Origin of the sequence: Azorhizophilus paspali (assembly GCF_043587585.2) — a bacterium.
Taxonomy (GTDB): domain Bacteria; phylum Pseudomonadota; class Gammaproteobacteria; order Pseudomonadales; family Pseudomonadaceae; genus Azotobacter; species Azotobacter paspali.
In genome coordinates, this window is the sequence record NZ_CP171449.1 from 710,515 (window position 1) to 729,226 (window position 18,712).

General features: G+C 68.1%; 15 protein-coding genes and 1 pseudogene. 9 read left to right on the top strand and 7 right to left on the bottom strand.

Translation table 11 applies throughout. From position 1 onward, the window contains the following. Positions 1–396: 396 nt before the first annotated feature. The 5 genes and pseudogenes from ACGI6K_RS03475 to ACGI6K_RS03495 form a co-directional block, all read right to left on the bottom strand. Positions 397–1,455, bottom strand: coding sequence for a 2,3-butanediol dehydrogenase (locus tag ACGI6K_RS03475; protein WP_376941759.1), 1,059 nt, complete (start codon positions 1,453–1,455; stop codon positions 397–399). An 86-nt stretch (positions 1,456–1,541) separates the two neighbouring features. After that, complete coding sequence (locus tag ACGI6K_RS03480; protein ID WP_376941727.1) at positions 1,542–2,654, bottom strand: acetoin dehydrogenase dihydrolipoyllysine-residue acetyltransferase subunit; 1,113 nt, start codon at positions 2,652–2,654, stop codon at positions 1,542–1,544. Further along, complete coding sequence (locus ACGI6K_RS03485; RefSeq protein ID WP_376941725.1) at positions 2,651–3,670, bottom strand: alpha-ketoacid dehydrogenase subunit beta; 1,020 nt, start codon at positions 3,668–3,670, stop codon at positions 2,651–2,653. The genes ACGI6K_RS03480 and ACGI6K_RS03485 overlap by 4 nt, the downstream gene beginning before the upstream one ends. Before the next feature lie 30 nt (positions 3,671–3,700). Beyond that, entirely contained in the window at positions 3,701–4,678 is a 978-nt protein-coding gene (locus ACGI6K_RS03490; protein WP_376941723.1) for a thiamine pyrophosphate-dependent dehydrogenase E1 component subunit alpha, read from the bottom strand. A 22-nt stretch (positions 4,679–4,700) separates the two neighbouring features. Continuing rightward, positions 4,701–5,302 (bottom strand): annotated as a pseudogene (locus ACGI6K_RS03495) (ATP-NAD kinase); the annotation flags it as partial. Between the two features lie 352 nt (positions 5,303–5,654). Here ACGI6K_RS03495 and ACGI6K_RS03500 point away from each other — a divergent pair. The 9 genes from ACGI6K_RS03500 to ahpC all read left to right on the top strand — a co-directional run bounded on the left by ACGI6K_RS03500 (position 5,655) and on the right by ahpC (position 16,744). Continuing rightward, positions 5,655–7,529 (top strand): sigma-54-dependent Fis family transcriptional regulator, encoded by a 1,875-nt coding sequence (locus ACGI6K_RS03500; RefSeq protein ID WP_376941721.1) that lies wholly within the window; start codon positions 5,655–5,657, stop codon positions 7,527–7,529. A 193-nt stretch (positions 7,530–7,722) separates the two neighbouring features. After that, the gene (gene pqqA, locus ACGI6K_RS03505) at positions 7,723–7,794 is read left to right on the top strand and encodes a pyrroloquinoline quinone precursor peptide PqqA (protein WP_072432761.1); all 72 of its coding nucleotides are present in this window, start codon (positions 7,723–7,725) and stop codon (positions 7,792–7,794) included. Positions 7,795–7,840: 46 nt separating this feature from the next. Continuing rightward, complete coding sequence (gene pqqB, locus ACGI6K_RS03510; RefSeq protein ID WP_376941719.1) at positions 7,841–8,749, top strand: pyrroloquinoline quinone biosynthesis protein PqqB; 909 nt, start codon at positions 7,841–7,843, stop codon at positions 8,747–8,749. A 187-nt stretch (positions 8,750–8,936) separates the two neighbouring features. Beyond that, positions 8,937–9,689 (top strand): pyrroloquinoline-quinone synthase PqqC, encoded by a 753-nt coding sequence (pqqC, locus tag ACGI6K_RS03515; protein WP_376941717.1) that lies wholly within the window; start codon positions 8,937–8,939, stop codon positions 9,687–9,689. 213 nt (positions 9,690–9,902) lie between these two features. Beyond that, entirely contained in the window at positions 9,903–10,181 is a 279-nt protein-coding gene (pqqD, locus tag ACGI6K_RS03520; RefSeq protein ID WP_012702667.1) for a pyrroloquinoline quinone biosynthesis peptide chaperone PqqD, read from the top strand. Next, positions 10,111–11,304 (top strand): pyrroloquinoline quinone biosynthesis protein PqqE, encoded by a 1,194-nt coding sequence (gene pqqE, locus ACGI6K_RS03525; protein WP_377969101.1) that lies wholly within the window; start codon positions 10,111–10,113, stop codon positions 11,302–11,304. The genes pqqD and pqqE overlap by 71 nt, the downstream gene beginning before the upstream one ends. A gap of 103 nt (positions 11,305–11,407) precedes the next feature. Continuing rightward, positions 11,408–13,387, top strand: a complete 1,980-nt coding sequence (locus ACGI6K_RS03530; protein WP_376941756.1) for a S9 family peptidase — start codon at positions 11,408–11,410, stop codon at positions 13,385–13,387. Between the two features lie 11 nt (positions 13,388–13,398). After that, positions 13,399–15,930: a pyrroloquinoline quinone biosynthesis protein PqqF gene (gene pqqF, locus ACGI6K_RS03535; RefSeq protein ID WP_376941712.1), complete on the top strand. Its 2,532-nt coding sequence runs from the start codon at positions 13,399–13,401 to the stop codon at positions 15,928–15,930. Positions 15,931–16,180: 250 nt separating this feature from the next. Then, entirely contained in the window at positions 16,181–16,744 is a 564-nt protein-coding gene (gene ahpC / locus ACGI6K_RS03540) for an alkyl hydroperoxide reductase subunit C (RefSeq protein ID WP_376941710.1), read from the top strand. Positions 16,745–16,968: 224 nt separating this feature from the next. Here ahpC and ychF read toward each other — a convergent pair whose 3' ends face one another. Together ychF and pth are read right to left on the bottom strand one after the other, a co-directional pair. After that, positions 16,969–18,069: a redox-regulated ATPase YchF gene (gene ychF / locus ACGI6K_RS03545; RefSeq protein ID WP_376941708.1), complete on the bottom strand. Its 1,101-nt coding sequence runs from the start codon at positions 18,067–18,069 to the stop codon at positions 16,969–16,971. A gap of 42 nt (positions 18,070–18,111) precedes the next feature. Beyond that, a complete protein-coding gene (gene pth, locus ACGI6K_RS03550; protein WP_376941706.1) occupies positions 18,112–18,696 on the bottom strand; it encodes an aminoacyl-tRNA hydrolase in 585 nt (194 codons plus the stop codon). Positions 18,697–18,712 lie beyond the last annotated feature (16 nt).

Consider the following 18,712-nt stretch of genomic DNA (forward strand, 5'->3'; position numbering starts at 1 on the left):
CGGATGCTGCGTAATAAATCCGTGCAGCGCCGGTGACCTCGCCGTTAAGCATCCGCTTTTATGAAGTCGCTAATTCTGCTTTGGGTCCAGGCTGTGTGAGAACTCATGCTCAATTCTGAGGTTCGCATTACTACGCGAAATCTATAGAGTTTTTCCGAGCTAGCTTGCTTGGAATTCACGAGAGAGCGCCGAATTTGATTATTTTTTGATCGCCTCCTGACCGATCAAAGAGTTTTCACACAGCCTGGGCCGCTTTCTGCCTGCCACGGAGGGCCAGTTGGGAAAGCAAACCTAATCAATACATACAATTCCTCGGTCAACTCAGGACAAAGCTTCACTCCCAGCCCCCAACACCCCACGCGAAGCGGCCCCCGCCGCCCCGCGCCGTCCCCCTCTTCAATGCGGCGAAACAATGATCTTGACGTTGTGCTCCTTGTTGTTGACCAGTTCCTCGAAGCCGCGGCCGACGATGTCCTCCAGGCCGATGCGGCCGGTGATCAGCGGTTTGACGTCCAGGCGGCCGTCGGCGATGAAGGCGATCACGTCGGCGAATTCGCCGTTGTAGGCCAGGGCGCCGATGACCTGTTTCTCGGTGGAGACCAGTTCGAAGAAGTTGAACGAACTGGGTTCCTCGAAGATGCCGACCAGCACGCTCTTGCCGGCGTTGCGGATGACGTCGATGGCCAGCTTGGCGGTGTGCTTGTTGCCGATGCACTCGAAGCTGACGTCGGCGCCGAGGCCGTGGGTGCGGGCGCGGATTTCCGCCAGCACGTCGCATTCCTTGGGATCGAGCACGAGGCTCGCGCCCACTTCCAGCGCCTTGGCCTTGCGCGCCGAGGACATTTCCAGGGCGATCACCTGGGCCGCGCCGGCCGCTTTGGCGCACATGATGGTGCACAGGCCGATGGTCCCGGCGCCGACCACCACCACGTTCTGGCCGAGCAGGCTGCCGGCCTTCTTCACCGCGTGCATGCCCACCGCCAGCGGTTCGATCAGCGCGCCGGCCTCGACGGGGAAGCCGGCCGGCAGCTTGTAGAGCAGTTCGGCCGGCACGTTCACCAGCTCGGCAAAAGCGCCGTTGTTCATCAGCCCGGTGAAGGCCAGCTTTTCGCAGAGGTTGTACAGGCCGCTGCGGCAGTAGTAGCAGGTGCCGCAGTGCTGGCAGGCGTCGGCGGCGATCCGCTCGCCGGGGGCGAAGCCGCTCACGCCGGCGCCGAGCTTGACGATCGCGCCGCTGAATTCGTGGCCGAGGATGCACTGGCCCTGGATGCCGGTGAGCGGGTGGGGTTTCTCGACCGGGATGAACACCGGGCCGGCGACGTATTCGTGCAGGTCCGAGCCGCAGATGCCGCACCAGTCGACGCGGATCTGCACCCAGCCGGGCGGCGGGTCGGCGGGCAGCGGCACGTCTTCGACGCGGATGTCCTGACGGCCATGCCAGACGGCGGCACGCATGGTTGCACCAAGGGATGTTGTCATTGTTGTTCTCCTCCGGGACTTGCAGGGCAGCGGCGACCGGCGCGGGCCGGCCGCCGCCGGTTTCAGTGTTGGGCGAGGAAGGCTTGGATCAGCTTGTTGACCTCATCGGCCGCTTCCATCTGCACCATGTGCGCCTGGCCGGGGAGGATTTCCACCTGGGCCGGCAGGCCCTGGGCATGGGCGGCGGGGATGATGGCATCGTCGCTGCCCCAGATCAGCAGCGCCGGATGGCGGCTCTGTTCCAGCACGCTGCGCAGGTCGATCCGCTGGCGGCCGCCCGCGGACAGCCGTTCGACCAGTTGGCGCAGCGCCACGTCGACGCCCTCCAGGCGCTTGTACTTAAGCATGTCTTCCAGCAGTTGCCGAGTGACCAGCGCAGGGTCGGAGAACAGTTGCACCAATTGCGGCTTGAGGGCGTTGCGGTTGCTCGCTTCGACGAAGCCGCGCAGGTAGTTGCCGTTGATCTCCGCGCCGAGGCCGGCGCTGCAGATCAGGGTCAGCGAGAGCACCCGCTCGGGCGCCAGGCGCGCCAGGTTCAGCGACACCGCGCCGCCCATGGAGTGGCCGGCGAGGTGCGCGCGCGGGATGTCCAGGTGATCAAGCAGGGCCAGCACGGCCCGGCTCAGTTCGTCGAGGTCGCCGCTCTTCAGCGTCTTGCCCGATTCGCCGTGGCCCGGCAGGTCGAGGGCGATCACCCGGCGGTCGGCGGCCAGTGCCTCGTGGTTGAACAGCCAGTTGTTCAGGTCGCCGCCGAAACCGTGGACCAGCAGCAGCGGGGTGCCGCCCTCGCCACGGTCGAGGAAGCGGATGACGCGGCCGTCCAGTTCGACCTTCTGCGGCGCCGGGCCGCTGGCTTGCTCGTCTTCGCCGCCGGGCACGAACTCGGCCTGGAAGCGCTGCACCACGGCATCGATCTCCTCTTCGGAGGCCTCGCCTTCGACCACCACGGCGAGCAGGGCGCCGACCGGCAGGGTTTCGTCCTCCTGGGCGACGATGCGCCGCAGCACGCCGGAGAATGGCGCCTCGACGCTGCTGGAGATTTTGTCGGTTTCCACGTCGAGCACGTCGTCGCCCTTGGCGATGCTGGCGCCTTCTTCCTTGAGCCAGGCGTTGACCTTGCCCTCGGTCATCGACAGACCCCATTTCGGCATGGTCAGGGTATGGATCTGGCTCATGCGACCTTCCTCTTGTCGACGATCTTCAGGACCGCGGCTTCGATCTTCGCCGCGTTGGGGATGTACAGGTCTTCCAGGGAATCGGTGAAGGGCACCGGGGTGTGCGGCGCGGTGACCATCTCGATCGGCGCCTTGAGCGCGGCGAAGGCCTTCTGGGCGACCAGCGCGGAGATGTCGGTGGCCACCGAGCAGCGCGGGTTGGCCTCGTCGATCACCACCAGGCGGCCGGTCTTCTCGACGCTTTCGAGGATGCTGTCCTCGTCCAGCGGGCTAGTGGTGCGCAGGTCGAGCACCTCGCAGCCGATGCCCTGGCGCGCCAGGCTGGCGGCGGCGTCCATCGCCAGGTGGACCATGCGGCCGTAGGTGACCAGGGTCACGTCGTCGCCCTCGCGCAGGAAGTTGGCCTCGCCGAAGGGCACGGTGTACAGCTCTTCGGGCACCTCGCCCTGCATGCCGTAGAGCATCTTGTGTTCGAGGAAGATCACCGGGTCGTTGTCGCGGATCGCCTGGATCAGCAGGCCCTTGGCGTCGTAGGGCGAGGCGGGGCAGACCACCTTGAGGCCGGGGATGTGGGTCCACAGCGAGGTGAGCATCTGCGAGTGCTGGGCGGCGGCGCGCAGGCCGGCGCCGTACATGGCGCGCAGCACCAGTGGGGTGACCGCCTTGCCGCCGAACATGTAGCGGAATTTCGCCGCCTGGTTGAGGATCTGGTCCAGGCAGCAGCCGGCGAAGTCGACGAACATCAGTTCGCAGACCGGGCGCATGCCGCGGGTGGCGGCGCCGACCGCCGCGCCGACGTAGCCGATCTCCGACAGCGGGGCGTCGAGCACCCGGCCGGGGAACTGGTGATAGAGCCCCTTGGTGACGCCGAGCACGCCGCCCCAGGCATCCTGCTCGCCCGGTGCGCCGGCACCGCCGGCGATGTCCTGGCCGATCAGGAAGACGCTTTCGTCGCGACGCATTTCCTGGGCCATGGCTTCGTTGATGGCCTGCTGGTAGCTGATTTTTCTCGCCATGATGGTGTTCCTTCTTGTTGGAATGGGGGCTCAGGGGTAGGAGACGTAGACGTCCGCCAGCAGATCGGCCGCCGGCGGCTTGGGATCGCTCTTGGCCTTGATCACGCTGTCCTCGATCAGCCGCTCGACCTCGCCGTCGATGTCGTCGAGTTGCGAGGCGTCGAGCAGGCCGGCGGCGACGGTGTGGTCGCGGAACTGCTTCAGGCAGTCACGCACCTCGCGCATTTCCTTGAGCTCGTCCATGTCGCGGTAGGTCTGCGCGTCGCCCTCGAAGTGGCCGTAGTAGCGGGTCAGCTTCACTTCGATCAGCGACGGGCCTTCGCCGGCGCGGGCGCGGGCCACGGCGGCGCCGGCGGCCTCGTGGACGGCGAAGAAGTCGAAGCCGTCCACCGTCACCCCGGGCATGCCGAAGCCGGCGGCGCGGTCGGCGATGTGGTCGCAGGACACCGACCAGTTGGAGGCGGTGGCCTCGGCGTAGCCGTTGTTCTCGGCGACGAAAATGCACGGCAGGTTCATGATCGCGGCCAGGTTCATCGCCTCGAACACCGCGCCCTCGTTGGAGGCGCCGTCGCCGAAGAAGGCCACGGCCACCGCGTCGGTGCCCTTGAGCTTGGCGGCCAGCGCCGCGCCGGCGACCAGCGGCGCGCCGGCGCCGACGATACCATTGGCGCCGAGCATGCCCTTGGACAGGTCGGCGATGTGCATGGAGCCGCCCTTGCCCTGGCAGACCCCGGTCTTCTTGCCGTAGATCTCGGCCATCATCCCGTGCACGTCCACGCCCTTGGCAATGCAGTGACCGTGGCCGCGGTGGGTGGAGGCGATGCAGTCGTCGTCGCGCAGGTGGGCCATGACCCCGGCGGCGGAGGCTTCCTCGCCGGCGTAGAGGTGGACGAAGCCGGGAATCTCGCCGGTGGCGAATTCGATGTGCAGGCGCTCCTCGAAGACGCGGATGGTGCGCATCACCCGGTAGGCATGCAGCAACTGCTCGGCTGACAGGTGGGTAGTCATCTTGTTGTTCTCCTGGGTTGTTTCAACACGAAAGGTTCACGGGGTGTTGCGGGTGTTCGCGGCCGATGGACAGCAGGCGGTGGCGCGCCGCGTAGGCGAGGGCGGCCTCCACGTCGATGCCCAGCGGGCCGTGGGAGTCAAGGGTGACGGTCGGTCGCCGGCGGCGAAGGCGATCTCGCGCTCGCCGTCCAGCGCCAGGGTGCCGCCGTTCAGGCTGGGCGCATGGGCGACGCCCGGCTCCAGGGTGCCGGCGGCGACCACTCCGCAGCCCTGCTGCGGGCCAGGGGCGAACGGCGCCAGCAGGACGTCGCGGGCCTGCGGGTGCAGGCGCATCCAGGCGCCTTCGGGGGCCTGCCGGGAGACCGGGCACCAGAGTCCGCAGAGCGCCGACAGGCCGATGGCATGGGGTTCGGCGAAGGTCATGAAGACTTCGGCCAGGTCCTCGCCGCGGCTGATTGCCCGGCTGCCGACGAAGCGCAGCGGCGACACCGCCACGTCCATTGGCGCCCATTCGCAGAGGTTGCGGCGTGCCTCGCGGACCAGTAGGCGCTTGTTGCGGCGCGGGGCGATCTCCGGCGGAATCCGCCCGCTGGCAAACAGCCCACCGGCGAGCCTGGCGCCGGTGACCAGGGCGACTTTGCCGGGCAGGAAGAGTTTGGGAAGGAACGATTCGGACATGGGCACCCGTGCTTGTTGTTATGGGCCGGGGCTGGGACTGCCGGCCGCTTCTGTCGGGGGACAGAGCAAGGGGGGTGCCAGAGTGCTGAAGATTGGCTGCAGGCCGCGTTTCAGAGTGGTTTTGCTAGGCGACCGAGGGACTCGGCGAAGGTCCGGGCGAGACGTCCGGTATCAGCGCGACGGCGAGACGCTGAGACGTTCCGTCTCAGCGGTGTACTTCTCCGCCCAGCCGCTTGTCGCGGGACGGGGAAGGGTGCTTAATGGAGAAACAACAACAAGACACGAGAGACGGAGACGTATGCTTTCCGCACACTCGAAGGCCCATGTGGATTGTGTCAGCCGCGTGGTGAAGAACGCCGCCCGCCTGCCCCAGGCGCCGGTTCCCGCACCCATTCTCGACTCCTGGCGCCGCTCGCTGGAGCAGCATCGGCTCGATCCCGGCTCCCTGCAGGGGCCGCGCATCCTCGACCAGACCCTGCTCAAGGAATGCCGCGAGCGTTCCGAGCTGTTCCTGCGCATCGCCAGCGAGGAGGTCGATCGCCTGCACAGCCAGGTGCGCGACGCCGACTACTGCGTGCTGCTCGCCGACGCCCAGGGGCGGACCATCGACTACCGGGTCGATTCGTCGATCCGCAGCGATTGCCGCAAGGCCGGCCTCGACCTCGGCACTTGGTGGTCGGAGGGCGAGGAGGGCACCTGCGGAGTGGCCACCGTACTGGCCAGCCGGATGCCGCTGACGGTGCACAAGCGCGACCATTTCCGCGCCGCCTTCATCGGTCTGACCTGCTCGGCGGTGCCGGTCTTCGACCCGCAGGGCGAACTGCTCGGCGCGCTCGATGCCTCGGCGGTGCAGTCGCCCGACGACCGCCGCAGCCAGAACCTGGTCCGCCAACTGGTGGCGCAGAGCGCCCGGCAGATCGAGAACGCCTTCTTCATGCACAGCGCCCGCGGGCATTGGATACTGCGTGCCCACGCGGTGCCGGGCTACGTCGACAGCCAGCCCGACTACCTGTTCGCCTGGGACGCCGACGGCCGCCTGCTGGCGCTCAACCCTGCGGCGCGGCGCCGCCTGCTGCAGCATTTCGGCGAGCTGCCGGTGCATATCGGCGAGGTGTTCGACCCGGACGCCCTGCGCGCCGCCGAGGACGGCGTCGCCTGCCGGCTGCACGGACATGGCGGCGACCTCGCCCTGCACGTACGCCTGAGCGTGCCGCAGCGTTCGAGCCGGGTGGCGTTGCGCGCCGCCGAACTCGACCCGCGCATCGCCGAGAATCTGCGTCTGGCGGTGCGGGTCAAGGACCGCAACCTGCCGGTGCTGATCCAAGGCGAGACCGGCGCCGGCAAGGAAGTCTTCGCCCGCCAGGTGCACGAGGTCAGCGCGCGGCGCGGCAAGCCCTTCGTCGCCCTGAACTGCGCGGCGATCCCCGAGAGCCTGATCGAGAGCGAGCTGTTCGGCTACGCCGCCGGCGCCTTCACCGGCGCTTCCAGCAAGGGCATGCGCGGCCTGTTGCAGCAGGCCGACGGCGGTACCCTGTTCCTCGACGAGATCGGCGACATGCCGCTGACCCTACAGACCCGACTGCTGCGGGTGCTCGCCGAGGGCGAGGTGGCGCCTTTGGGCGCGGCGCGGCGGCAGGCGGTGGACATCCAGGTGATCTGCGCCACCCACCGCGACCTGGCGGCGATGGTGGCGGACGGCAGCTTCCGCGAGGACTTGTACTTTCGCATCGGCGGCGCGCGTTTCGAGCTGCCGCCGCTGCGCAGCCGCAGCGACCGCCTGGCGCTGATCAACCGCGTGCTGGAAGAGGAGGCGGCGTCCTGCGGCGAACCCATCGGCCTGAGCGGTGCAGCGCTGGAGTGCCTGCTCGGCTACCGCTGGCCGGGCAACCTGCGCCAGCTCCGCCATGCCCTGCGCTACGCCTGCGCGGTGTGCGCCGGCGGGGTGGTTCGGCCCGACGACTTGCCGGCCGAGCTGCGCGGCGGACGCCTGGCCACCGGCGAGGACGCTGGCGCGCTGGTCTCCGACCCGGAACGCCAGGCGCTGCTCGATGCGCTGGTCCGCCACCGCTGGAAACCGGGACCGGCGGCCGAATCCCTCGGCATCTCCCGCGCCACCCTGTATCGCCGGGTGAACCAGCACGGCATCGAGATGCCGGGGAAAAGGCGCGGCTGAAGGCGGCTCCGGCCGCCCGGGGCCTTTTCTTCTTTAATGGAAAGAAGAACCGTGTCTGCCAAGGCCGCTCGTTCGCCTGTCGGACGCCAGGCGTTCCTTGCCGGCCATTGCGAACGGATCGCTGCATGTCCCGTCGAAATAGTCGGAACGGGATGAGCCTGACCCCCCACCACGCACTTGCAAGGAGTTTGTCATGTGGACCAAACCCGCTTTCACTGACCTGCGTATCGGTTTCGAAGTGACCCTGTACTTCGCCAACCGTTGATCGATCCGGCCCCGGCGTGCCGGGGCCTTTCCCAGACGGAACTGCCATGCATATCCGAGTTCTCGGCTCGGCCGCCGGCGGCGGCTTTCCGCAGTGGAATTGCAACTGCCGCAACTGCCACGGCCTGCGCCGGGGCACCCTGCGCGCCACGCCGCGCAGCCAGTCGTCCATCGCCCTGTCCGACGACGGGGAGAGCTGGGTGCTCTGCAACGCCTCGCCGGACATCCGCGCGCAGATCAAGGCCTTCCCGGCCCTGCAGCCGGCTCGCGCGGTGCGCGACACGGCGATTCGCGCGCTGATCCTGCTCGACAGCCAGATCGACCACACCACCGGCTTGCTCAGCCTGCGCGAGGGCTGCCCGCACGAGGTCTGGTGCACGGCGATGGTCCACCAGGACCTGACCACGGGTTTCCCGCTGTTCGCCATGCTCGAACACTGGAACGGCGGCCTGCACTGGAAGCCCATCGAGCTGGAGCGGTCGTTCGCGGTCGACGCCTGCCCGGCCCTGCGCTTCACCCCGATTCCGCTGCGCAGTGCCGCGCCGCCCTATTCGCCGCATCGCCACGATCCGCATCCGGGCGACAGCATCGGCCTGCTGGTCGAGGACAGCCGCACGGGCGGCACGCTGTTCTACGCCCCCGGCCTCGGCCGGGTGGATGCGCCGCTGCTCGACTGGATGCGCCGTGCCGACTGCCTGCTGGTCGACGGCACCCTGTGGCGCGACGACGAGATGATCCACGCCGGCTGCGGCAGCAAGCTCGGCAGCGAGATGGGCCACCTGCCGCAGAGCGGCGCGGGCGGCATGCTCGAAGTGCTCGACGGCCTGGACGGGCGCAAGGTGCTCATTCATATCAACAACACCAACCCGATCCTCGACGAGGATTCGCCCGAGCGCGCCGAGCTGACCGTGCGCGGCGTCGAGGTCGCCTGGGACGGCATGAGCATCGAGCTGTAAGGCGGATCGTAGGGTGGGTTAGCCGCGTAGCGGCGTAACCCACCAACGATGCCGTCAGGCGTCGCGATTGCCGGCCTTGCAGCCGGTTGGTGGGTTACGGCCTCTGGCCTAACCCAGCCTACGCAAGGTGCCAGGCACCACCAGAACAACAATGTGCCGCGCCGGTCGCGGCCGCCGAGGAGCCACGATGACCGAGCCAGCTATGAGCCCTGCCGAATTCGAGCAGGCGCTGCGCGCCAAGGGCGCCTACTATCACATCCACCATCCGTTCCTGGTCGCCATGTACGAGGGCCGCTCGACTCGCGAGCAGATCCGGGGCTGGGTGGCCAATCGCTTCTACTACCAGGTGAACATTCCCCTGAAGGACGCCGCGATCCTCGCCAACTGCCCGGACCGCGCAGTGCGCCGCGAGTGGGTCCAGCGCATCCTCGACCACGATGGCGGCTCCGGCGAGGAGGGCGGCATCGAGGCCTGGCTGCGCCTCGGCGAGGCGGTCGGCCTCGATCGCGAGCAATTGCTGTCCCAGGAACTGGTGTTGCCGGGGGTGCGTTTCGCGGTGGACGCCTACGTCAACTTCGCCCGCCGCGCCAGTTGGCAGGAAGCGGCCGGCAGCTCGCTGACCGAGCTGTTCGCCCCGACCATCCACCAGTCGCGCCTGGACACCTGGCCGCAGCACTACCCCTGGATCAAGTCCGGCGGCTACGACTACTTCCGCAGGCGCCTGAAGGTAGCGCGCCGCGACGTCGAGCACGGCCTGCGCATTACCCTCGCGCATTTCGCTACCCGCGAGGCCCAGGCGCGCATGCTGGAGATTCTGCAGTTCAAGCTGGACATTCTCTGGAGCATGCTCGACGCCATGAGCATGACCTACGAGCTGGACCGTCCGCCGTATCACACGGTGACCCATGAGCGGGTCTGGCACCGGGGGATCGCATGGTGATCCCGAATGTAGGGTGGAAAACGATTGCAGGTCTTTTCCACTGCCGCGGCGAGTGGTGCGAAAGCGCTGCGCGCGTTTCCCACCCTACGAAGATGTGCCGATGAGCGACGCAGTTCCGGTCGGATGGAAAACGCGCGTCGCGATCTTCCAGCGCAGTCCACAATGTTGGGAAAGACCTTCGGTCGTTTTCCATCCTGCAGAGGGGAAATGCCCATGAGCGAAACCACCCTGAATGATATCCCTCAATTGCGCCGCGGCTTCCGCTTCCAGTGGGAGCCGGCGCAGAACTGCCACGTGCTGCTCTATCCCGAGGGCATGGTCAAGCTCAACGACAGCGCCGCGGCGATCCTCGGCCAGGTCGACGGGGACCGTAGCATCGCTGCCATCGTCGCCGCGCTGCGCGAGCGCTTTCCCGAGAGCGATGGCATCGAGGAGGACGTCCTGGAATTTCTGGAGGTGGCACGTGAGCGCTCTTGGATCGAGCTGCACTGAGCCGGGTCCGCCGCTGTGGCTGCTGGCCGAGTTGACCTACCGTTGCCCGCTGCAGTGTCCGTACTGCTCCAATCCCCTGGACTTCGCCCGCCACGGCGCGGAGCTGTCCACCGCCGAGTGGATCGAGGTGTTCCGCCAGGCCCGCGAGCTGGGCGCCGCTCAGCTCGGCTTCTCCGGCGGCGAGCCGCTGGTGCGCCAGGACCTGAGCGAACTGATCGGCGCCGCCCGTGGCCTCGGCTACTACACCAACCTGATCACCTCCGGCATCGGCCTGAGCGAGGCGCGCATCGCCGAGTTCGCCACGGCCGGCCTCGATCATATCCAGATCAGCTTCCAGGCCGCCGACGCGCAGCTGAACGACCTGCTGGCCGGCTCGGGCAAGGCCTTCGCCCGGAAGCTGGCCATGGCCCGCGTGGTCAAGGCCCAGGGCTATCCGATGGTGCTCAACTTCGTTACCCACCGGCACAACATCGACGCCATCGAGCAAATCATCGAATTGTGCCTCGAATTGGAGGCGGATTACGTCGAGCTGGCCACCTGCCAGTTCTACGGCTGGGCCGAGCTGAACCGTGCCGGACTCCTGCCGACCCGCGCCCAACTGGAGCGCGCCGAGCGCATCACCAACCAGTGGCGGGAGAAGCTCGCCGCGCAGGGCCATCCGTGCAAGCTGATCTTCGTCACCCCGGACTACTACGAAGAGCGTCCCAAGGCCTGCATGGGCGGCTGGGGCAGCCTGTTCCTCGACGTCGCCCCGGACGGCACGGCGCTGCCCTGCCACAACGCGAAGATGCTACCGGTGCAGTTTCCCAACGTGCGCGAGCACAGCCTGCGGCACATCTGGTACGACTCCTTCGGCTTCAACCGCTTTCGCGGCGACGACTGGCTGCCCGAGCCGTGCCGTTCGTGCGACGAGAAGGGTCGCGATTTCGGCGGCTGCCGCTGCCAGGCCTTCCTGCTCACTGGCGATGCCGAGGCGACCGATCCGGTGTGCGCCAAGTCGGCGCATCACGGCCTGATCCTCGACGCCAGCCGCCAAGCGGAAGAGGCGCCGCTCGGCCTGGAACGGCTGGTCCATCGCAACGCCCGGACCTCGGAGATCATCTGCAGGAGTCGTTCGGAGTGAATCGGAAAATCCCGCCGGCGGCTTTCCGTCCGGCGTCCGCTGTGTTTCGCCATCGACCTTGACTGGCCGTTTCCCGGGAGGTTCGTTCGTGCCCACGCATTCCATGCCCTACGGTTCCTGGCCCAGCCGCTGGTCGGCGGCGGATGCCGCCGCGGCCAGCCGCGACTTCGCCGGGCTGCAGGCCGGTCTCGGCGGTCTGGTCTGGCTGGAATACCGCCCAGAGGATGGGCGTTGCCGCCTGTGGCTGTGGCGGGACGGCACGACGCGCTGCCTGACCCCGGCGAGACGTTCGGTGCGCAGCCGAATCTACGAATACGGCGGCGGGGCCTTCTGCATCGTCGACGACGGCGTGGCCTGGGTCGACGAGTCCGACCAGCAGGTGTACCGCACACGCCTCGCCGAGGCTCCTGTCGCCGAGGCGCTGACCGCACAGGCCCGGCGCCGCTATGGCGACCTGCACCATGCGCCGGCCTGGAACGCCGTGCTGGCGGTCGAGGAAAGCCACGCGGCGAAGGGGGTGGCGCACCGGCTGGTCGCCCTGTCGCTGCATGACGGTACGCACCGGGTGCTGGCCGAGGGCGCCGATTTTTATGCCGCGCCGAGGCTGAGCGCCGACGGCCGGCGCCTAGCTTGGATCGAGTGGGACCGCCCCGAGCTGCCGTGGACCGCCACCCGCCTGTGCCTGGCCGGCGTGGACGCCGAGGGCGTTATCGGGCCAGCCGTGACGCTGGCCGGTGCGACGGGCGACGATTCGCTGCAGCAACCGACGTTCACTGACGACGGCCGGCTGATCTGCCTGAGTGACCGCGCCGGTTGGTGGCAGCCTTGGGCGGAGCGGGGTGGGCAATGGCATCCGGCTCCTGGGGCCGGCCACCCGGCGGAAAACGCTGACGCGGTTTTCCACACTACGTTTGAGGTCGAGCGTAGGGTGGACAACGGCGTAGCCTTGTCCACCAGCGGTGTGGACTGGAGCGAGCCGCGTCCCCTGGCCGCCGCCGACCATGCCTCGGCGCCCTGGCAGCAGGGCACGGTCAGCTACCTGCCGCTGGCGGAAGGCCACCTGCTGCTCGCCCGCCAGGAGGAAGGCTGGGGCTTTCTGATCGAGCGCGATGTCGCGGGTCGCGAGCGCTATCTGGCGGCGGAGTTCAGCCGCTTTCGCCAACTGGCGGCGGACGCCGACTGTTTCTACTGCATCGCCGCCTCTCCTGCGCGGCTGCCGGCGGTGCTGGCGATCGATCGGGCTGGCGGGGCGTTGCGGGTGCTCGCCGGGGGCGAGGCGCCGCTGGCCGAGGCCGAGCTATCGCGGCCGCAGTCGCTGCGCTTCGCCACGGGCGAGGGCGAGTCCGCCCAGGCGTTCTTCTATCCGCCGCGCAACGCCGCCTGCCCGGAGCCCGGGCATGGACGGCCGCCGCTGGTGGTGTTCGTCCACGGCGGACCGACCTCGGCCTGCCATCCGGTGTTCGATCCGCGCATCCAGTTCTGGACCCAGCGCGGCTTCGCCGTGGCCGATCTCAACTACCGGGGGTCCAGCGGCTTTGGGCGTGCCTGTCGGCTGCGTCTCGCTGGCGAGTGGGGACGCATCGACGTGGAAGATGTCTGCGCCCTGGTGCGCGACCTGGGCGAGGCGGGGCTGATCGACCCGGCGCGGGCCTTCGTTCGCGGCGCCAGCGCCGGCGGTTACACCGCGTTGTGCGCGCTGGCCTTCCGCGAGCTGTTCCGGGGCGGCGCCAGCCTGTACGGGGTCAGCGATCCCGCGAGCCTGCGCCGGGTCACCCACAAGTTCGAGGCCGACTACCTCGACTGGCTGATCGGTGATCCGGAGCGCGACGCCGAGCGTTACCGGCAACGCACGCCGCTGCTGCATGCCGGGGAGATCGGGGCGCCGGTAATCTTCTTTCAGGGCGGCCTGGACGCGGTGGTGGTGCCGTGGCAGACCGAGGCAATGGTCGCCGCCCTGCGCGCGCACGGAGTACCGGTGGAGTACCGGCTCTATCCCGATGAGCGCCATGGCTTCTGCCGGGCCGCCCACCTGGCCGACGCGCTGGAACGCGAGTGGCGTTTCTACCGGTGCCTGCTGGATTGAGGCCTTGGTCCATGGGCGAGCTGCCGCCGCTCGAACAGCGCAGTCTGCGCCTGGACAACGGCGTGCAAGCGACCCTGCTGCGTGACCCGCAAGTCCGCCGCGTGGCCCTGGCCGCCGGAGTGGATGCCGGTAGCCTGCACGAGCCCGAAGCCTGGCCGGGGCTGGCGCATTTTCTCGAACACGCCCTGTTTCTCGGCAGCGCCGGCCTGGCCGAGCCGGGCGCCTTCGCCGGATACGTGCACGGCGCGGGCGGGCGCTACAACGCCCGCACCCTCGGCCTCTGCACCCAGTTCTACCTGGAAATGCCTGCGCGCGAACTGGCGCCGGCCTTCGAACGGCTCTGCAACCTGCTGGCGCGACCGCTGCTATTGCCCGAGCACTTGCTCGCCGAACGCGAGGTGCTGCATGCCGAGTACCTGGCCCGCTGCCAGGACGGTGACAGCCAGTTGCTCGGCGCGCTGGCCGGTCTGCTCGATCCGGCCCACCCGCTGGCGCGTTTCCATGCCGGTGCGCGCGACAGCCTCGATCCGCAGTCAGTGGCCTTTCGCGCCGACCTGCGCGCCTGGCACGACCGGCATTACCGGGGTGAGAACCTGTATTTGTTGCTCTGCGGGCCGCAGTCCCTAGACGAACTGGAGGCAAGGGTTCGCGCCGGTGCCGCTTCGCTGCCGGCCGGCGCGCGCCTGCCGACTCCCGCCTGGCCATCGCCCTGGCCGGCGGGACAGGGCCCGCTGCGCCTGGAGCTGGAGCAGCCGGCGCGGCGGAGCATGAGCTTGTGGTGGATGCTGGAGCATGTCGCCGGACGCGACGATCCGGCCCTGGAACTGTTGCGCCAGGCCTTGCGTCGTGGCGATGCCGGCGGCCTGCCCGGCGCGCTGCGCATCCGGGGTCTGGCGTGCTCGACCCGTCTGGAACTGCATCCTGCGGGTACTGGACAGGCGCTGCTGGCCCTGCATCTGGAACTGCTGGACGAGGGCTGCGGCCGCGAGGAGCGGATCGCCGCCCTCTGCCACGACTGGCTGGCTTGGCTACGGGCGGCGCCGGAGCGGATCGGCGATCCGTTCCTGGCCGAAAACCTGCGCATCGCCCAGGCCTGGGACGAGTACGAGCAGGCGCCGCTGGAGCGCGCCGCACTCTGGCTGGAGCGCTGGCAGCGCCAGGGCGGTGTCGCCCCGAAGCTCTGGCCGCAACCGCCGGCCGCTAGCGCGCTGGCCGACTGGCTGAAGCCGCTGGCGCAGCCGCCGCTGCTCTTGCAATGCTGCCGCGACGCTCTGGCGCGGGGCGGGTTCAGCGCGCGTTTTCCAGTGCGCCATCGGGTGCTGCCGCAGGCCGGGCTATCGCCGCCGCGGCAGGCCTGGTGGCCAGCGCCGGTCAAACCTTCGCCGCCGTTTCCGGCGCCGCTGGCCGTACGGGACTGGCCCGCGCAGTGGCGCAGCGGCGGTGCGGACTTGCTGCGTCCCGGCCAGGCGGCCTTGCTGCTGGCCTGGCAGGCCGCGCCGGGGCTGGAGGCGCAACTGGCCGGCGAACTGGCGGAACTGGCGCTGGCCGAGCGCTGGGCCGCGCTGGCCGGCGAAGCGCGGCCGTTCGGCGCCGACTGCCGGCTGTCGAGCGATGGCGGACGCCTGAGCCTGTGTCTGAGCGGGCCGCCGGCCGTGTTGCCTTCGCTGCTGACGCGCCTCCTGGCGAGTCTACGCGAGGACTATGCGACGAACTGGCACGAGGCCTGGCAACGACGGCGCGAGGCGCGGGAGCGGCAGATTCTGCTGCGTCGTCTGCTGGCGCATCCGGCTGCCCGGACACGTGTGCCGACGGTGGATGAGGATTCGCTCGCCCGGCGACTGGCGACCTTGGACGGCGCTGCTCTGGCATCTCTGCTCGGCGGCTGGTTGGCGGGCGCCAGCCTGTGCGGCTGGCGCATGGGCGAGCTGCCCATGGCCGTACTAGCGCCGCTGCAGGGGCTCGGGCGACCCGCCGTCGTGTCGCCGCCTCGGCAGGTGCCGGGCGGCGAGCACGCGCTGCATCTGGGCATCGCGGGTAGCGAGCGGGCGGTCTTGCTGCGTCTGCTGGCGCCAGTCGGCGACCCCCGGCTAGAGGCGGCCTGGCGCCTGCTGGCGATTCTTCTGCAGGGGCCTTTTCATCAGTCCCTGCGTATCGAGCAGGGACTCGGCTATGCGCTGTTCAGCCGCTTCGTCGACGACGGGGATGGCGCCGAACTGCAATTCGGCGTGCAGTCGCCGCACGCTTGCGTGGCGCGTCTGCGGCAGGCGATTCGCGACTTCATCCTTGTCCAGCGGGACGGCCTCGCCGATCTGGATGCGGCACGTCTGGCCTCCGCTCGCCTCGCGGCGCTGGACGCCCTCGACGCAGGCAGCCGTCCGCAGCGCTTGCAACACGCCATCGACGCCTGGCTCGGCGGCCGGCCAGACAACTGGCCGCAACGGCTGCACGCCGCGCTGCGGCGGCTGCGACGCGACGACCTGCTCGCCGCGTCGCGGGCGATGACGGAACCGCGTACGGGGTGGCGCTGGCTGATCTCCCATTGAGCAGTCGGCGAGGGCGGGCGGGAGGCTTCGACGCCTTTCGGGAGCCTGTCCGCAAGCCTTTCCCCGAGGTGACCTCCGTGCGATACGACGGGAAAAGACGGCAACGCGCCCGGCTTTTAGCGATTTGTTTCGCCGGATCTTTGATAGTCTTAGTAAATCGACACTATTCGATCAATTAAATTCTTTGGAAAGAGGCTGGCGCGTAGCATCGGATTTGTCCCCGATTTCAAACCGCCACAGGAGTTCACAGATGTCCTTGATCAATACCCAGGTGAAACCCTTCAACGCGACCGCTTACCACAATGGCGAATTCATCCCGGTTTCCGACGCCGACCTGAAGGGCAAGTGGTCCGTGGTGTTCTTCTACCCGGCCGACTTCACCTTCGTATGCCCAACCGAACTGGGCGATCTGGCCGACCATTACGCCGAGTTCCAAAGGCTGGGTGTGGAAATCTATGCCGTCTCCACCGACACCCACTTCACCCACAAGGCCTGGCACGACAGTTCGGAAACCATCGGCAAGATCCGCTACCCGATGATCGGCGACCCGACCGGTGCGATCAGCCGCAACTTCGAGGTGATGATCGAGGAAGCCGGCCTGGCCGATCGCGGTACCTTCGTGATCGATCCGCAAGGCAAGGTTCAGATCGTCGAAATCAACGCCGGCGGGGTGGGGCGCGATGCCCTGGAACTGCTGCGCAAGATCAAGGCCGCCCAGTACGTCGCCGCCCACCCCGGCGAAGTCTGTCCGGCCAAGTGGAAGGAGGGCGAAGCCACTCTGGCTCCGTCCCTGGATCTGGTCGGTAAGATCTGAGTCCTGGGGCGCCGGGCACCACGGAGCGCGACGACTTTCCTCTGACTGGATGAGAACCACGGCGTGGTACGGGGTTTTGTGCTGGTGCGCCCAGCATGGGCGCACTCCTGCGGGTGCAAGTCCCGCCCTGAGCTGGTCACAGCGAATAAAGCGAAGCGCAACTGCGTGAGGGCGACCGTGTCTATCAAGCGCTACTGAGCGCCACCGAGATCCAGCAAAAACCGTCAGACGTTGAAGCGGAAATGCATCACGTCGCCGTCCTTGACGATGTAGTCCTTGCCTTCCAGGCGCCACTTGCCCGCTTCCTTGGCGCCGGTTTCGCCCTTGTACTGGATGAAGTCGTCGTAGGCGATGACCTCGGCGCGGATGAAGCCCTTTTCGAAGTCGGTGTGGATCACCCCGGCGGCTTGCGGCGCTGTGGCGCCGACCTTGACGGTCCAGGCGCGCACTTCCTTGACCCCGGCGGTGAAGTAGGTCTGCAGGTTGAGGAGCTGGTAGCCGGCGCGGATCACGCGGTTCAGGCCGGGTTCTTCCATGCCCATGGACTCGAGGAACATCTGCTTTTCCTCGTCGTCGTCGAGTTCGGCGATCTCCGCCTCGATCTTGTTGCAGACCGGCACCACGAGGGCGCCTTCTTCCTCGGCGATGGCCCTGACCACGTCGAGGTGGGGGTTGTTCTCGAAGCCGTCCTCGGCGACGTTGGCGATGTACATCACCGGCTTGCTGGTGAGCAGGTGGAAGCCGCGAACGATGCGCTTCTGCTCGTCGTCCATGCCCTTCATCAGCGAGCGGGCTGGCTTGCCTTCGCTGAAATGCGGAATCAGCTTTTCCAGCAGGGCTTTTTGCGCCAGGGCTTCCTTGTCGCCGCCCTTGGCGCTGCGCACGACCTTCTGCAACTGCTTCTCGCAACTGTCGAGGTCCGCGAAGATCAGTTCGAGGTCGATGATCTCGATGTCGCGCTTGGGATCGACCGAGTTGGAGACGTGGATGACGTTGTCGTCCTCGAAGCAGCGCACCACGTGGGCGATGGCGTCGGTCTCGCGGATGTTGGCCAAGAACTTGTTGCCCAGGCCCTCGCCCTTGGAGGCACCCGCGACCAGGCCGGCGATGTCGACGAACTCCATGGTGGTCGGCAGCACGCGCTCGGGCTTGACGATGGCGGCGAGGGCATCCAGGCGCGGATCGGGCATCGGCACTATGCCGCTGTTCGGCTCGATGGTGCAGAAGGGGAAGTTCTCGGCGGCGATGCCGGACTTGGTGAGGGCGTTGAACAGGGTGGACTTGCCGACGTTGGGCAGGCCGACGATGCCGCAGTTGAATCCCATGGTGTGTCCCTCGCAGAGCTGGAGTCGGTGGAAAAGGGTGGCTCAGGCTTTCCTGCTGTGCAGCTGCTGCATGGCGCGGGTCCAGTTGCCGTCGAGCATGTCCGGCAGCACGTCGAGGGCGAAGTCGATGCAGGCCTCGAGCTTTTCCTGTTCGCTGCGCGGAGCCCGGCCGAGCACGAAGCCGGAGACGAGATTCTTGTCGCCGGGATGGCCGATGCCGAGTCGCAGGCGATAGAAGGAGTTCTGGTTGCCGAACTGGGCGATGATGTCGCGCAGCCCGTTGTGCCCGCCATGGCCGCCGCCCTGCTTGAGTCTGGCGGTGCCGGGGGGCATGTCGAGTTCGTCGTGGGCCACCAGGATGGCCGCCGGCGGAATGCGGAAGAAGTTCGCCAGCGCCGCCACGGAATGGCCGCTGCGGTTCATGTAGGTGGTGGGGATGAGCAGACGAACGTCGCGGCCCTGATGGCTGAATTTGCCGACCAGGCCGAAATATTTCTTGTCGGCGCTGAGGCGGACACCCTTGGCGGACGCCACGCGCTCGACGAAAAAGGCCCCTGCGTTGTGCCGGGTCTGCTCGTATTCCGGGCCGGGATTTCCCAGGCCGACGATCAGTTGCACGGCGGTCATGCAGGGGCCCTCCAAT

Bases quoted from the DNA above. Each gene is read 5' to 3' on its own strand.
- ACGI6K_RS03475 (WP_376941759.1), bottom strand. From the start codon at position 1,455: ATGCGTGCCGCCGTCTGGCATGGCCGTCAGGACATCCGCGTCGAAGAC.
- ACGI6K_RS03480 (WP_376941727.1), bottom strand. From the start codon at position 2,654: ATGAGCCAGATCCATACCCTGACCATGCCGAAATGGGGTCTGTCGATG.
- ACGI6K_RS03485 (WP_376941725.1), bottom strand. From the start codon at position 3,670: ATGGCGAGAAAAATCAGCTACCAGCAGGCCATCAACGAAGCCATGGCC.
- ACGI6K_RS03490 (WP_376941723.1), bottom strand. From the start codon at position 4,678: ATGACTACCCACCTGTCAGCCGAGCAGTTGCTGCATGCCTACCGGGTG.
- ACGI6K_RS03500 (WP_376941721.1), top strand. From the start codon at position 5,655: ATGCTTTCCGCACACTCGAAGGCCCATGTGGATTGTGTCAGCCGCGTG.
- pqqB (WP_376941719.1), top strand. From the start codon at position 7,841: ATGCATATCCGAGTTCTCGGCTCGGCCGCCGGCGGCGGCTTTCCGCAG.
- pqqC (WP_376941717.1), top strand. From the start codon at position 8,937: ATGACCGAGCCAGCTATGAGCCCTGCCGAATTCGAGCAGGCGCTGCGC.
- pqqD (WP_012702667.1), top strand. From the start codon at position 9,903: ATGAGCGAAACCACCCTGAATGATATCCCTCAATTGCGCCGCGGCTTC.
- pqqE (WP_377969101.1), top strand. From the start codon at position 10,111: ATGGCATCGAGGAGGACGTCCTGGAATTTCTGGAGGTGGCACGTGAGC.
- ACGI6K_RS03530 (WP_376941756.1), top strand. From the start codon at position 11,408: ATGCCCTACGGTTCCTGGCCCAGCCGCTGGTCGGCGGCGGATGCCGCC.
- pqqF (WP_376941712.1), top strand. From the start codon at position 13,399: ATGGGCGAGCTGCCGCCGCTCGAACAGCGCAGTCTGCGCCTGGACAAC.
- ahpC (WP_376941710.1), top strand. From the start codon at position 16,181: ATGTCCTTGATCAATACCCAGGTGAAACCCTTCAACGCGACCGCTTAC.
- ychF (WP_376941708.1), bottom strand. From the start codon at position 18,069: ATGGGATTCAACTGCGGCATCGTCGGCCTGCCCAACGTCGGCAAGTCC.
- pth (WP_376941706.1), bottom strand. From the start codon at position 18,696: ATGACCGCCGTGCAACTGATCGTCGGCCTGGGAAATCCCGGCCCGGAA.